The organism is Sphingomonas sp., from assembly GCF_965248875.1.
Taxonomy (GTDB): Bacteria; Pseudomonadota; Alphaproteobacteria; order Sphingomonadales; family Sphingomonadaceae; genus Sphingomonas.
In genome coordinates this window covers 34,444-48,074 of record NZ_CBDFKR010000011.1, presented here as the reverse complement: position 1 = coordinate 48,074, position 13,631 = coordinate 34,444, and the positions used below count along the sequence as shown (strand labels likewise).

The following is a 13,631-nucleotide window of genomic DNA, read 5'->3' as shown; positions in this document are numbered from 1 at the left end:
CGGTTGCAAAGCGTGTCCCGCAGGAAAGCCCGGCTTCCAAATGGTTGGCGGCGGCGCACGCCTTCCGCTAAGCCCGCCGCGATGATCCCGCGATGCAGTTCACCGCCGCCGTGCTGATCCCGCCAGGGATGGTCCGGGCATGATCAACAGCCTCGGGCTGCTCAAGCAGCGCCGCTTCCTGCCGTTGTTCGCGACGCAGTTCCTGGGTGCGTTCAACGACAACCTGTTCAAAACCTCGATGGTCCTGTTCGCGACCTATCAGATCTTCAATGACGAGCGCGCGGAGGGCTTCTTCAACGCGCTGGTTGCCGGGCTGTTCGTGGTGCCGTTCTTCCTGTTCTCCGCGCTGGCGGGCCAGCTGGCGGACACCACCGACAAGACCCGGATCATCCGTGTTATCAAGGTCGCGGAGATCGCAATCATGCTCGTGGGCTGTGCCGGTCTGATGCTAGGGCGCACCGGCGCGGTGACGCTTCCGGTCGGGTTGATGCTGCTGGCCGTGCTTGGCCTGGGCATCCATTCGACCTTTTTCGGTCCGATCAAATACGCGATCCTGCCGCAGCATCTGGAGGACTGCGACGTGCTCGGCGGCACCGGGCTGGTCGAGGCGGGCACCTATCTGTCGATCCTGATGGGTACGATCCTGGCGGGCGTGATCTATCAGAGCACCGTGCTGGTCGCGGTGCTGACACTGCTGGTCGCCGGCGCCGGGCTGGCCGCGTCGAAGGGGATCCCCTCGGCCCCGCGGCTGGGTGCGCCGCTCAAGCTCGACTGGAATCCGCTTCGGGCGTCGATCAGGCTGGTGTCGGATACGATGCACGTGCGCCGGCTGTTCCTTGCGATCTGCGCCATCTCGTTTTTCTGGACGATCGGGTCGGTCCTGATCATCGCCTTTCCGCCGCTGGTGAAGAACGTGCTGACCGCGCAGGCATCGGTCGCCAGCCTCGTGCTGGGCATCTTCTCGATCGGCGTCGCGATCGGTTCGGTGGTCATCAACCTGCTGCTGCGTGGTCGGATTTCAGCACGCTATTCACCAGCCAGCGTCGTGGCGATGGCGGCGGCGGTGATGGCGCTGTGGTGGGCCGTCGGGCGCTGGACGCCGGCGCCGGTGGGGCAGCTCTACGGCGTCGGCACGTTCGTGGCGCAGGCGGATGCGGTTCCCGTGCTGCTGGCGCTGCTCGCGGTGGCCATCTTCGGGGGCATGTTCGTCGTTCCGCTCTACGCCTTTCTTACGACCACCGTCGCCAAGGACCAGACTGCACGCACAGTGGCGGCGAACAACGTCGTCAACTCGGGCGCGATGACGCTGGGGGCGGCGGTCGTGGCGGGCATGATGGCGGCGGGCGTGTCGGCGATGCAGCTGCTGCTCGTCACCGCCGGCATGTGCTTGGTCGCGGCGTGGATCGCGCAACGGCTCCACCGCGCCTGCGATCACCCGCTCGTCACAACAGGAACGTGTAGAAGCATGTGAAAAAGGCGAGGAAGCTCAGCACGAAGAGCTTCCAGTCCTGATCCTCCGACCGCGGTATCGCCTGCGCGGCAACGCGCGGCAGCGAACGGCGGAAAGGGTGGCCGGCGGCCTCATCGGTCAGGACTAGTCTTCGTTTCATAGTGAGGTGTTAACGCCCGCTTCACCTTTCCGCCCAGCCGCAAAGAGGGTTAACATTTTGTTGTCCTCAAGGGGGACACCGCGATGGCCGCTTAACCATGAGCACGCTGCGCAGAAGGAACCCCGCTTGGCCGCACGCGGCGGCGGGCGTATGCGGCGCTGATGAGCGATCAACATGCCGAGCTGAAACTGTTCGTCGACGGCGCCTGGCAGGCGGGCGAAGGCCGCGATACCGGGCCGGTGTTCAACCCAGCGACCGGCGCCGCCATCGCCGAGGTGCCGCTGGCGACCGCAGCCGATCTCGACGCCGCGCTGTCGGCGGCTGACCGCGGCTTCCGTCGCTGGCGCGACACCGATGTCGAGACGCGTGCTGGTATCCTCCGCAAGGCGGCGGCGCTGATGCGCGAGCGCGTGGACGCCATTGCCACGCTGCTGACGCGCGAACAGGGCAAGGTCATCGCCGAAGCCCGCGCGGAAGTCATCGGCTCGGCGGGTGTGTTCGACTGGTATGCCGAAGAGGCGAAGCGGGCCTATGGCCGCGTGCTCGTGCGCCCAGCCGGGCAGCGTTCGATCGTGCTGCGCCAGCCGGTGGGCCCGGTCGCGGCGCTCAGCCCGTGGAACTTCCCCGTGTATCTGCTGGCGAAGAAGCTCGGTCCGGCGCTGGCGGCGGGATGCTCGGTGATCGCCAAGCCGCCGGAAGAGACACCCGGCTGCACCAGCGCCTTCTTCCGCTGCCTGCTCGATGCGGGATTGCCGGCGGACGTGTGCCAGCTTGTCTTTGGCGTGCCCGACCAGGTCAGCCGGCATTTGCTTGCCTCGGACGTAATCCGAAAGGTCAGCTTCACCGGCTCGGTGCCAGTCGGCAAGCACCTGATGCGTCTTGCCGCAGACGGCGTGAAGCGGATAACGCTCGAACTGGGCGGTCATGCGCCGGTGCTCGTGTTCGCCGATTGCGATCTTGAGAAGACGCTCGACATGGTGGTGCCGCAGAAGTTCCGGAACGCCGGGCAGGTCTGCGTCTCGCCGACGCGTTTCCACGTCGAAGAGCCGATCTATGAGGCGTTCCTGAAGGGGTTCGCCGAGCGGGCCAAGGCGCTGCCGGTCGGCGACGGATCCGATCCGGCCAGTCGCATGGGGCCGCTCGCTAACCGACGCCGTCCCGAGGCGATCGAGGCGCTCGTCAATGACGCAACGGCGAAAGGGGCGCGGGCGCTGGCCGGGGGCGAACGCGGAGAAGGCGGATATTTCTTCCAGCCGACATTGCTCGCCGACGTGCCGCTGGAGGCGGACATCATGACCAACGAGCCGTTTGGGCCGGTCGCCGTGACGCGCTCGTTCCGGACTGAGGACGAGGCGCTGGAGCAGGCGAACCGGCTGCCCTATGGGCTGGCCGCCTTCGCCTTCACGGAGAACGGCCGCCGCACGAACCGGTTGGGCGACGCAATTGAGGCCGGGATGGTGGGCATCAACACCTTCGCCATTTCGGTGCCCGACGCCCCGTTCGGCGGGGTCAAGGTGTCGGGGTTCGGGTCCGAGGGCGGCAGCGAGGGGTTTGACAGCTACTGCGTGGTGAAAGCGGTGCACCAGGCGTAGGGTGCGGCGCAGGCGCCAAGCAGCCAGCGGAGCTGGACGCGAGAGCGCCAAGCCCGGCCGGCGGGTCGCGCCAGCGAACCCGTTCGACGACGCGGCTTTGCCGCGGCGGGTCGAGACGACCGACGTCGTGTCTAAGCGTTGCTGGGTGAGCGCGACCGCTTAACGAGGCAGCGCGCCGCGGCAAAGCCGCGTCGTAGAAGCTCGGCTAAGGCCGAGCCCGGCCGCGCCTGCGCGTCCTGATCGCTGCTCCGCTGCGCCCATGCGCGCTGCGCGGTGGTGGAGCCGAGGGGGATCGAACCCCTGACCTCTGCAATGCCATTGCAGCGCTCTCCCAGCTGAGCTACGGCCCCATTCCTGCGCGGGAAGGCGCCCCCTAGCGAGCGCGCGCCCGGCTGGCAAGCGGCGCCATGGTCCGCACCGCCTGCCTCTTCACCTCAATGTTCGTCATCTTCTTTGCCGGTCTCGACACCCAGATCGTCGTCGCCGCCCAGATCGACCTCGTCATCGGCCGAGGGCTCCTCGTCCTCACCGGTGATCGCAGCGATGTCCTCCTCCTCGCCGCCTTCCAGATCGGCATCGGGGGCCTTGTCGACCGCCTTCACCTGCTCGAACGCAAGCGGCTGCTTGGACTTGAGGATCGGCTCGGGCGACCAGCTGTAGCTGCAGTTGATGCAGACGACAGGCTCGTCCTTGGTAAGGTCATAAAAGCGCGTGGCGCATTTCGGGCACGAGCGCTTCGTGCCCCATTCCGGCTTGATCATGCCGTGTCACAGCCTTTCGAGAGTGGATGTCGGAGGATCAAGCCCTCCAGATCGGGCGCGCCTTGCCACCGTGCAACCCCCCTGTCAAAGCCGCGCCGATCATGCTGCCCGCCCCGCCCCGTCCATTCCGCGTCGTGCCAGGCGGGCCGCTCACCGGCGAGATCACCGTCCCCGGCGACAAGTCGATCAGCCATCGCGCGGTGATGTTCGCCGGGCTAGCGGTGGGCGAAAGCCGGATCGAGGGGCTGCTCGAAGGCGAGGACGTGCTGGCAACGGCCGCGGCGATGCGAGCGATGGGGGTCGGCGTTGAACGCGATGCGGACGGCACCTGGCGGGTGCACGGCGTCGGGGTCGGCGGACTGCTCCAGCCTGTTGGGGCGTTGGAGATGGGCAATTCCGGCACGTCGACGCGTCTGCTGATGGGGCTGGTCTCGTCCCATCCGATCACCGTCACCTTGACCGGCGACACCAGCCTGTCGCGCCGCCCGATGGCGCGGGTGATCGAGCCGCTGGCGCGGATGGGCGCGGACATCACCGCCTCGCCGGGAGAGCGCCTTCCGCTGATGATCCGCGGCCTCTGCCCTGCAGTGCCGATCCGCTACATGCTGCCCGTCGCGTCGGCGCAGGTGAAATCGGCGGTCCTGCTCGCCGGTCTCAACGCGCCGGGAATCACGACGGTAGTCGAGCCGATCGCGACCCGCGATCACTCTGAGCGCATGCTGCGCGGCTTCGGCGCCGATGTGACAGTCGAGGACAGCGCCGACGGCAGCGTCATCTGCATCCGCGGCGAGGCGGAGCTGCGGCCGCAGCACATCGTCGTGCCGGGCGACCCGTCATCGGCTGCCTTCTGGGCAGCGGCGGCGCTTGTCGTGCCCGGCTCGGCGCTGCTGATCCGCAACGTCCTGCTCAACCCTACGCGCGCCGGCCTCTACACCGCACTGCGGATGATGGGCGGGGACATCACGGTCGAGAACGAGCACGCGGTCGGCGGCGAACGGGTCGGCGATCTCCGCGTCCGGCACTCGGCGCTGACCGGCATCGAGGTGCCGCCCGAGCTCGCGCCGAGCATGATCGACGAATATCCTGTCCTGTTCGTGGCCGCCGCCTTCGCGCAGGGCCGCACCATCGCACGCGGCGCGCATGAACTGCGGGTCAAGGAGTCGGACCGCATCGCCGCGATGCTGATGGCGTTGGGCGATGCAGGCGTGTCCGTCACCGAGCACGAGGACGGACTGACGATCGACGGCACCGGCGGCGAGCCGCTGCCCGGCGGCAACCGCGTCGCGACCCAACTCGACCACCGCATCGCGATGAGCATGGCGGTCGCCGGTCTGCACGCGGCGCGCCCGATCGCGATCGACGACGCCACGCCGATCGCGACCAGCTACCCGGCTTTCCTGGACACGCTCGGCAGGCTGGGCGTCCCGCCGATCTGGCTGAACGCATGATCATCGCGGTCGACGGCCCCGCAGCGTCGGGCAAGGGTACTGTGTCCAAGGCATTGGCCCGGCACTTCCGATTGCCGCATCTGGACACCGGCCTGTTGTACCGCGCCGTCGCCGCGACGGTGCGGCGGCTGGAGCTCGACCCAGCGATCGAAGCGGATGCGGTCGCCGCGTGCGGCTTCGATGAGCTGACGTTGGCCGACCCGGTCCTGAGGACGGCTGAGATCGGAGAATTGGCCTCCGTCGTGTCGGCGCACCCGCTGGTCCGCGCCGCACTGATGCAGCGTCAGAAGCGGTTCGCGCATCAGCCCGGTGGCGCGGTGCTGGACGGACGCGACATCGGCACCGTGATCGCGCCCGACGCGGACGCCAAGCTGTTCGTCAAGGCCACCCCGCAGACGCGCGCACGACGCCGCCATACCGAGCTGCAGACGCACGGTTCCACGATGAGCTACGACAAGGTGCTCGCCGACATCCGCGCCCGCGATGAACGCGACAGCAGCCGTTCCATCGCACCCCTGGTGATGGCCGCGGATGCGCTGCTGCTGGACACAAGCTTTCTCTCGATCGACGCGAGCGTGAGAAAGGCGATCGCGCTGGTCGAACGGCGGGTCTGACGCTGCGAGGATCGAAGGCCGGATGGCGTGGGCATACCCCTGCGGCCGGCATCACGATACTTGCTTATCCAGCACGCTCACGCTAGGGCGCGCCCATCCGGCGGGCAGGCGCTCGCGGAGGTTCGGCGCGGAGGCTTGCCTCACGCGCCCTTTTCGCATTTGCGCTAAGCTCCTCCGCTGTTCCTGTCCTTAGGATGCCGCGGTCTGCATGAGGCCGTCGCGGCCCATCGGCTTGAAGACCGCCGGAACCAACCGGCCGGCCGGCAACGTGACTGAGGACGACCTGACCCCTATGGCTACCCAAGCCCTTCCCACCCGCGACGACTTCGCGGCGATGCTCGATGACATGTTCGGCGGTGCCGACAGTTTTGAGGGTCGCGTGGTCCACGGCACCGTGACCGCGATCGAGAACGACATGGCGGTAATCGACGTTGGACTGAAGTCCGAAGGCCGCGTGCCGCTGCGCGAGTTCGCCGCGCCGGGTCAGAAGGCCGAGCTGAAGGTCGGCGACGAGGTCGAGGTCTATGTCGACCGCGTCGAGAACATGCATGGCGAGGCGATGCTGTCGCGTGACCGTGCGCGGCGCGAGGCGGCCTGGGACAAGCTCGAAGGCGAGTTCGCCAAGACCGCGCGCGTCGAGGGCGTGATCTTCGGCCGCGTCAAGGGCGGCTTCACCGTCGACCTGTCGGGCGCGGTGGCGTTCCTGCCGGGCAGCCAGGTCGACATCCGGCCGGTCCGCGACGTCACCCCGCTCATGGACATCCCCCAGCCCTTCCAAATCCTGAAGATGGACAGGAAGCGCGGCAACATCGTCGTATCACGCCGCGCCGTCCTGGAAGAAACGCGCGCCGAGCAGCGCACCGGCCTGATCCAGAGCCTGCACGAGGGGCAGATTATCGACGGCGTGGTCAAGAACATCACCGATTATGGCGCGTTCGTCGACTTGGGCGGCATCGACGGCCTGCTCCACGTCACCGACGTCAGCTACAAGCGCGTTCAGCACCCGTCCGAAGTCCTGAACATCGGCGACACGGTCAAGGTGCAGATCATCCGCATCAACAAGGACACGCAGCGCATCAGCCTGGGCATGAAGCAGCTGGAGTCCGATCCGTGGGACGGCGCCGCGGCGAAGTACCCAGTCGGTGCCAGGCTGTCGGGCCGCGTCACCAACATTACCGAATACGGCGCTTTCGTCGAGCTGGAGGCCGGCATCGAGGGGCTGGTCCACGTCTCCGAGATGAGCTGGACCAAGAAGAACGTCCATCCGGGCAAGATCGTGTCCACCTCGCAGGAGGTCGATGTGATGGTGCTGGAGGTCGACGAGGAAAAGCGGCGTATCTCGCTGGGTCTCAAGCAGGCGCAGAACAATCCGTGGGAGGCGTTCGCGGCGGCCCATCCGGTGGGCACTCAGGTCGAGGGCGAGGTCAAGAACGCCACCGAGTTCGGGCTGTTCATTGGCCTCGACAACGATGTCGATGGCATGGTTCACATGTCGGACATCGCCTGGGGCGTGTCGGGCGAGGATGCGCTGGCGCTCCATCGCAAGGGCGAGACCGTGCAGGCGGTGGTGCTCGACATCGATCCGGAAAAGGAGCGCATCAGCCTGGGCATGAAGCAGCTCGAGCGCGGCGGTCCGGTGGCCGGCGGCGTTGCGGCGGCGGGTGACCGGCTCAACAAGAACCAGGTCGTCACCGTCACCGTCCTCGAAGTGCGCGACGCGGGGCTGGAGGTTCAGGTCGGCGAGGACGGCGCGACCGGCTTCATCAAGCGCACCGATCTTGGCCGCGACCGCGACGAGCAGCGGCCCGAGCGCTATCAGGTCGGGCAGAAGTTCGATGCCATGGTGACGGGCTTCGACCGGTCCAAGAAGCCGACCTTCTCGATCAAGTCGATGCAGATCGCGGAGGAGAAGCAGGCGGTGGCGCAGTACGGCTCATCCGACTCGGGCGCGTCGCTGGGCGACATCCTGGGTGCCGCGCTCAACAAGGCGCGCACGGGCGAGTGACGATTTGGGGGGCGCTGCATTGCAGCGCCCCCCATCGTTCGCCGGTCGCGGGCATGTCGCAAACATGCTATACGATCGAGGGCGTGCGTCTGAATAGCCGATCCGAAGCGAGCATGTGCGGGAGGCATGATGATCCGTTCCGAGCTGGTCCAGAAGCTGACCGACCTTCACCCCGACCTTAGCCCGCGCGAGGTCGAGGCGATCGTCACGGCCTTTTTCGACACGATCGTTGACCGATTGGCGCAGGGCGGCCGGGTCGAACTGCGGGGCTTCGGCGCCTTCTCGACCCGCGGTCGCGACGCGCGTACCGGCCGCAATCCGCGCACCGGCGATACGGTTGCGGTGGATGCGAAGCGGGTGCCCTATTTCAAGCCCGGCAAAGAGATGCGCGCGCGCCTCAACGTGTGACGCAGGCTTGACGGCGTGACGCACGTCGGGCTCCGTCGGGCGGTGAGCGGACGTGGCGGAATCGGTAGACGCTGCCGACTTAAAATCGGTTTCTTCGTGAGTGCGGGTTCAAGTCCCGCCGTCCGCACCCTGTTGCTGCCGCTCGCACTCGCCGCGTGCGGGCAGGCCGATCGCGGCGGGCCGCTGGTCGCGAGCGTCGTTGGTGGCCCCCCGCGTCTGGCCGACGCCGCCCGCGCACCTGTCGACCTGCCGTCCACCCTGCTGATCGACAGCGTTGCGCAGGGATTGGTGCGTTTCGACGCAGCCGGGCAGATCGAGCCAGGGCTGGCTGAACGCTGGGCGGTCACCGATGGTGGGCGCGACTATATTTTCCGTCTCCGCGAGGCGCATTGGTCCGACGGCAGTGCAGTGACCGCCGAGCAGGTGGTCGACCGGCTGACGCATCAGCTCGCCCCCACCTCGCGCAACCCGCTCAAACCGTTCCTGACCGCGATCGAAGAGATTGTGGTGATGACGCCGCAGGTGGTCGAGGTCCGGCTCGGCCGGCCACGCCCGGACTTGCTCAAGCTCTTCGCGCAGCCCGAGCTCGCCATCATCCGCCGCACACGTCCGGCTGGGACAGGACCGCTGCAGATCGTTGCGGGCGGTGCGTCGCCGCTGCTGCGCCAACTGCCCGATCCGGACGCGCCGGACGACGCCCCATCGCCCGAGCGGCTGGGCGAGGTCAGCCTGACCGGCGAGGGCGCGGCGCGCTCCGTCGCCCGGTTCGTGGCGGGAGGTGCCGACCTGGTCGCGGGGGGAAGCTTCGCCGACTGGCCGCTGGTGCAGGCGGCGGGCGTATCCGCAGTTGCGGTCCGCATCGATCCGGCGGCTGGGCTGTTCGGGCTGGCGATCGTGGCGCGCGAGGGTTTTCTGGCGGATCCGGCCAACCGTGCCGCGGTAGCGCAGGCGATCGATCGCGCGGCGGCGATGGGGGCGGTGGCGAACGGCTGGGCGGCCGATGCCCGGCTCCTTCCCGACCGGTTGGACTCGGCCGCACCGCCGCAGATCGCCGCCTGGGAAGGGATGACCGCCGATCAGCGGCGCGGCGCGGCGCGGGCGCAGGTCAGGGCATGGCAGACGCCGGTGACGCTCCGCATCGCGCTGCCGGACGGGCCCGGCGCGACGCGTCTGTGGGGGGCGATCGCCGCCGACTTGCTTGCCGTCGGGATCACGCCGGTGCGAACGACCGCGACTGCGCCTGCCGACCTGCGCCTCGTCGATGTCGTCGCGCCGTACGACAGCGCCCGCTGGTATCTCGCGACGGCCTGCCAGCCTTGTAGCGAGCAGGCCCAGGCGGCGCTTGAAGCCGCGCGGCAGGCGCCGACACTGGCGGAACGGGCGCAGCACATCGCGGAAGCCGACGCAGCGCTCGCGACCGATGTCGCGTTCATCCCCCTCGCCCGGCCGTGGCGCTGGGCGCTGGTGGGGCCGCGGGTGCAGCTGTGGCAGCCGAATACGCGGGCGTGGCACCCATTGAACCGGCTGCTCCCCGATCCCACGTAATTCGCATGGCAAATCCGATCCGCTTCGACCCTGCGCTGCTGGACCGCATGCCGATCGGGCGCGACCCCGCCGCGGTGCGTCGCCGCATCGAGGCGATGGAGCATCTGCTGGAAGGGCTGTTCACTATCCCGGGCACGAACCGGCGGGTCGGGCTGGATGTGATCTTCGACCTGCTGCCGGTTGCGGGTGAGACGATCGCTGCCGTGATGGGCGGCTGGCTGGCATGGGAAGCGCGCAACCTGGGTATGCCGAAGCGAACGATCGTGCGGATGTTCGGCAATGTCGGCGTCGACTGGCTGCTGGGCCTGATTCCCTGGGTCGGTGCGATCCCGGACTTCTTCTTCCGTTCGAATACGCGCAACCTCAATATCATCAAACGGCACCTCGACAGGCACCATCCCGCGACCGCGCTGATCGAGAACCGCTAGCGTCGTCGCCGCCAGATTTTGACCGCGGCGGTCGCGCCTACGCCGCCGGTGTTCGCGCGGCAGCGAGTGTAGTGAAAGCGCGTGTCGAGGCAGAGCCACAGCTCGTCGAGCCAGCCGTGGCGGTTGATCGTCACCCGCACCGCTTCGGCGGGCAGCCCCGGATTGACCGCCGCCAGCGCGGCAGCCAGCGAACCCCCGGTCGCATTGTGCCGGGACAGCGCGTCCATGTCGGGAAAGCGGAGCTGGGTGTAAAGACCGGTGGAGCGCGCGAAATACTGCGCCGGATCGACGCCGGGCACGCAGGTCCCATGCTTCGCCCATTCGTGCTGAAGCAGCTGTGCCGAGGGCGTCGCGCACAGATTGGCGCGGATCACCGCGGGCGGCAGCAGCGCCGTCGTGCGGCAATATTGCGGCCAGTCATGTCCCAGTCCGTCCGGCCACAGTCCGTGCAGGGTGAAGCCGAAGCGGTTGCCGCCGCCGCATTGCAGCCGTGCGTCGCGTGCGGCGCTCCGGCACCCCTCGGGCGCCCAGGTCAGCGCGAGGGTATAGCCGCCGATCGGCAGCAGCCGCTGCGGCTGGTCGGGGGACGCGGCGTCGGCGTGCGGTCGCTCGACCTGCGCCGGGACCGTGCAGCGCAACGCCTGCGCCTGCGCCACGCCGGGGATGAGCGCGGCCAGGCCGAGCAGGTAGCGCTTCATGGCTCCGGCACCACTTCTTCGTCGACGGGATCGAACCATGATCCGGCGTCGGCACGGAACAGCATCGCCGCCGCGGCCACGGCGAGCCCGGTCGCTATCAGGCCGAGCGCCGTTGCGGTCGGGATGGGCGCCGTGCCGCGCGCCAGGCGCAGCAGCGCGAGCAGGCCGAAGATCGCGCCGATCGCCTCGGTGCCGACGACCAGCCACTTGCCCGCCACGCTGCGCGCCCGCGCCACGAGCCACCAGAACAGGAGCGAAACGAGCACCGTGACGATCAAAGATCCGGCCATGATGCCCCCGACCATCCCGGCCATCGCCGGGTTGGCCTCGATCTGCGGCGTCTGCACCATGATCTCGCGCGTCGCGGACCAAAATAGCGCGGCGTTGACGATGTAGAGCACGATCGAGCCGAGATAGAGACGCTCGAAAGCGATAATCGATGGCGGTCGCGGCACGCGGTGGCTCTCCTGCTGGGTCATTTATTGTGGCGGTCAGACAGCCGCGAAGTCCAGTCCGATATCGGCAGCGGGCGCCGATTGGGTCAGGCGACCGACGCTGACATAGGTCACCCCCGTTTCGCCGATCGCACGGATCGTCTCCAGCGTCACCCCGCCCGACGCCTCGGTCGGCACCCGCCCGCCGACCAGCGTCACCGCGCCGCGGAGCACCGGCGGCGCCATGTTGTCGAGGAGCAGGCGGGTGGCGCCGGCGGCGAGCGCTGGCTCGATCTGATCGACGCGGTCGACCTCGACGATCACCTCAGCGATACCGGCCGCCAGCGCGCGGCGCACCGCCTCGGCGACGCCTCCGGCGACGGCGGCGTGGTTGTCCTTGATCATCGCCGCGTCCCACAGCCCCATGCGGTGATTCTCGGCGCCGCCGACCCGGGTCGCATATTTTTCAAGCCGCCGCAGCCCCGGCAGCGTCTTGCGCGTGTCGAGCAGCGTGGCGCCCGTGCCGAGCAGCTTGTCGGCATAAGCGCGGGTCAGCGTCGCAATTCCCGACAGATGCTGCACCGTGTTGAGCGCGGCGCGTTCGGCGGTGAGCAGCGCACGGGCGCTCCCCTCCAGCCGCAGCAGGTCAGTGCCGGCCGCTACGCGCGCGCCGTCCTCGACCAGCCGTTCAACGCGTACCCGGGGGTCGAGCGCCCGAAAGAACGCCTCGGCAATCGGCAGCCCGGCAACCGTGATAGCATCACGGCTGTCCATGATGCCGGTAAAGCGCTCGCCGGCGGGGATCACCGCCGCCGACGTGATATCGCCCGCACCGCCAAGGTCTTCGGCGAGCGTGGCGACGACAAAAGCGTCAAGGTCGAAACCGGGCACCGCGAAAGTTGTCGAAGTTGCCGCAGGCGAGCTCATTGCCGGAAGCTCGACAGATGCGGTTGAGCACCGCCACGCGCTAGTCTTGCGGAGCCGGCAGAGCGCTCGCAGCGAGAGAGGTCAGGCACGGGCATCAGCCGTGCGTAGCGACGGCGCCGATTGTAGGACAGCGCGAAAATCGCGGCTAGTCGCCCGTCACCCGGGCCGGGCCGACATCACCCTGCCCCACCGTCGCGCTCGCCATCGACAGCATCGCGTCCAGGCTCTTCTTGGCGCGCAGGCGCAGGCCCTCTTCCATCTCGATCCGCGGCTCCAGGTCGCGCAGCGCGACGTACAGCTTCTCCATCGTGTTCAGCGCCATGTACGGGCAGATGTTGCAGTTGCAGTTCCCGTCCGCGCCGGGCGCGCCGATGAAGCGCTTGCCGGGCATCGCCTTTTCCATCTGATGGATGATGTGCGGCTCGGTCGCGACGATCAGCGTAGCGCTGGCGCTGGCGGTCGCATATTCCAGGATGCCGCGGGTCGAGCCGACATAATCGGCATGGTCGAGGATCACCGCCGGACATTCCGGGTGCGCGGCGACCGGCGCGCCGGGGTGCTGCGCCTTCAATTTGAGCAGCTCGGTCTCGCTGAACGCCTCGTGCACGATGCACACGCCCGGCCACAGAATCAGGTCGCGCCCGGTCTTGCGCGCGAGATAGCCGCCCAGATTGCGGTCGGGGCCGAAGATGATCGGCCGGTCCGCCGGAATCTGCGCGAGGATCGTCTCAGCGGACGAGCTGGTGACGATGACGTCCGACAGCCCTTTCACCTCGGCCGAGCAGTTGATGTAGGTCAACGCGATCGCGTCCGGGTGCTGCGCGCGGAAGGCGGCAAACTGTTCGGGCGGACAGCTGTCCTCCAGCGAACAGCCCGCGTCCATGTCGGGCAGGACGACGATCTTCTCCGGCGACAGGATCTTCGCGGTCTCCGCCATGAAGCGGACGCCGCAAAAGGCGATCACGTCCGCATCGGTGGCCTGCGCCTTGCGGGAGAGATCGAGGCTGTCGCCGACGAAGTCCGCCAGATCCTGCAACTCGGGCCGCTGATAATAGTGCGCCAGAATTACGGCATTGCGTTCGCGGCGGAGGCGGTCGATCTCCTCGCGAAGGTCGATGCCGGTGAGGTTCTGGGGCTGCGCGGTCATGGGACGCTATGTGG

14 protein-coding genes and 2 tRNA genes are annotated in these 13,631 nt (G+C 68.3%); 9 read left to right on the top strand and 7 right to left on the bottom strand.

Annotated elements, in window-relative coordinates:
- The first annotated feature begins 139 nt into the window (after positions 1-139).
- On the top strand, positions 140-1,471 hold the full coding sequence (locus tag ACP2AD_RS07160; RefSeq protein WP_425229400.1) for an MFS transporter: 1,332 nt from the start codon (positions 140-142) through the stop codon (positions 1,469-1,471).
- Here ACP2AD_RS07160 and ACP2AD_RS07155 read toward each other — a convergent pair.
- A complete protein-coding gene (locus ACP2AD_RS07155; RefSeq protein ID WP_425229399.1) occupies positions 1,443-1,610 on the bottom strand; it encodes a hypothetical protein in 168 nt (55 codons plus the stop codon). The genes ACP2AD_RS07160 and ACP2AD_RS07155 overlap by 29 nt on opposite strands.
- Before the next feature lie 161 nt (positions 1,611-1,771).
- Here ACP2AD_RS07155 and ACP2AD_RS07150 point away from each other — a divergent pair, with 161 nt between their 5' ends.
- Positions 1,772-3,202: an NAD-dependent succinate-semialdehyde dehydrogenase gene (locus ACP2AD_RS07150; RefSeq protein ID WP_425229398.1), complete on the top strand. Its 1,431-nt coding sequence runs from the start codon at positions 1,772-1,774 to the stop codon at positions 3,200-3,202.
- Positions 3,203-3,476: 274 nt separating this feature from the next.
- On the opposite strand, the gene ACP2AD_RS07145 is transcribed toward ACP2AD_RS07150, so the two are convergent.
- Positions 3,477-3,552 (bottom strand) — tRNA-Ala (locus ACP2AD_RS07145).
- Between the two features lie 84 nt (positions 3,553-3,636).
- Positions 3,637-3,963 (bottom strand): TIGR02300 family protein, encoded by a 327-nt coding sequence (locus ACP2AD_RS07140; RefSeq protein ID WP_425229397.1) that lies wholly within the window; start codon positions 3,961-3,963, stop codon positions 3,637-3,639.
- 101 nt (positions 3,964-4,064) lie between these two features.
- Between ACP2AD_RS07140 and aroA the strand changes: the two genes are divergently transcribed.
- From aroA to ACP2AD_RS07105, 7 genes are all read left to right on the top strand, one after another.
- The gene (gene aroA, locus ACP2AD_RS07135; protein WP_425229396.1) at positions 4,065-5,411 is read left to right on the top strand and encodes a 3-phosphoshikimate 1-carboxyvinyltransferase; all 1,347 of its coding nucleotides are present in this window, start codon (positions 4,065-4,067) and stop codon (positions 5,409-5,411) included.
- On the top strand, positions 5,408-6,025 hold the full coding sequence (cmk, locus tag ACP2AD_RS07130; protein WP_425229395.1) for a (d)CMP kinase: 618 nt from the start codon (positions 5,408-5,410) through the stop codon (positions 6,023-6,025). The genes aroA and cmk overlap by 4 nt, the downstream gene beginning before the upstream one ends.
- A gap of 292 nt (positions 6,026-6,317) precedes the next feature.
- On the top strand, positions 6,318-8,030 hold the full coding sequence (gene rpsA, locus ACP2AD_RS07125) for a 30S ribosomal protein S1 (RefSeq protein ID WP_425231111.1): 1,713 nt from the start codon (positions 6,318-6,320) through the stop codon (positions 8,028-8,030).
- Between the two features lie 129 nt (positions 8,031-8,159).
- Entirely contained in the window at positions 8,160-8,438 is a 279-nt protein-coding gene (gene ihfB / locus ACP2AD_RS07120) for an integration host factor subunit beta (RefSeq protein WP_425229394.1), read from the top strand.
- A 46-nt stretch (positions 8,439-8,484) separates the two neighbouring features.
- A tRNA-Leu gene (locus ACP2AD_RS07115) sits at positions 8,485-8,565 on the top strand.
- Positions 8,535-9,983: an ABC transporter substrate-binding protein gene (locus tag ACP2AD_RS07110; protein ID WP_425229393.1), complete on the top strand. Its 1,449-nt coding sequence runs from the start codon at positions 8,535-8,537 to the stop codon at positions 9,981-9,983. Before ACP2AD_RS07115 ends, ACP2AD_RS07110 begins: the two co-directional genes overlap by 31 nt.
- Before the next feature lie 5 nt (positions 9,984-9,988).
- Positions 9,989-10,411 (top strand): DUF4112 domain-containing protein, encoded by a 423-nt coding sequence (locus ACP2AD_RS07105; protein ID WP_425229392.1) that lies wholly within the window; start codon positions 9,989-9,991, stop codon positions 10,409-10,411.
- Here ACP2AD_RS07105 and ACP2AD_RS07100 read toward each other — a convergent pair.
- The 4 genes from ACP2AD_RS07100 to nadA form a co-directional block, all read right to left on the bottom strand.
- Positions 10,408-11,109 (bottom strand): ribonuclease T2 family protein, encoded by a 702-nt coding sequence (locus ACP2AD_RS07100; protein WP_425229391.1) that lies wholly within the window; start codon positions 11,107-11,109, stop codon positions 10,408-10,410. The two genes, ACP2AD_RS07105 and ACP2AD_RS07100, sit on opposite strands and share 4 nt — an antisense overlap.
- Entirely contained in the window at positions 11,106-11,588 is a 483-nt protein-coding gene (locus ACP2AD_RS07095; RefSeq protein ID WP_425229390.1) for a hypothetical protein, read from the bottom strand. The genes ACP2AD_RS07100 and ACP2AD_RS07095 overlap by 4 nt, the downstream gene beginning before the upstream one ends.
- Before the next feature lie 12 nt (positions 11,589-11,600).
- Positions 11,601-12,470, bottom strand: coding sequence for a carboxylating nicotinate-nucleotide diphosphorylase (nadC, locus tag ACP2AD_RS07090; RefSeq protein ID WP_425229389.1), 870 nt, complete (start codon positions 12,468-12,470; stop codon positions 11,601-11,603).
- 145 nt (positions 12,471-12,615) lie between these two features.
- A complete protein-coding gene (nadA, locus tag ACP2AD_RS07085) occupies positions 12,616-13,617 on the bottom strand; it encodes a quinolinate synthase NadA (RefSeq protein WP_425229388.1) in 1,002 nt (333 codons plus the stop codon).
- Positions 13,618-13,631: the final 14 nt, after the last annotated feature.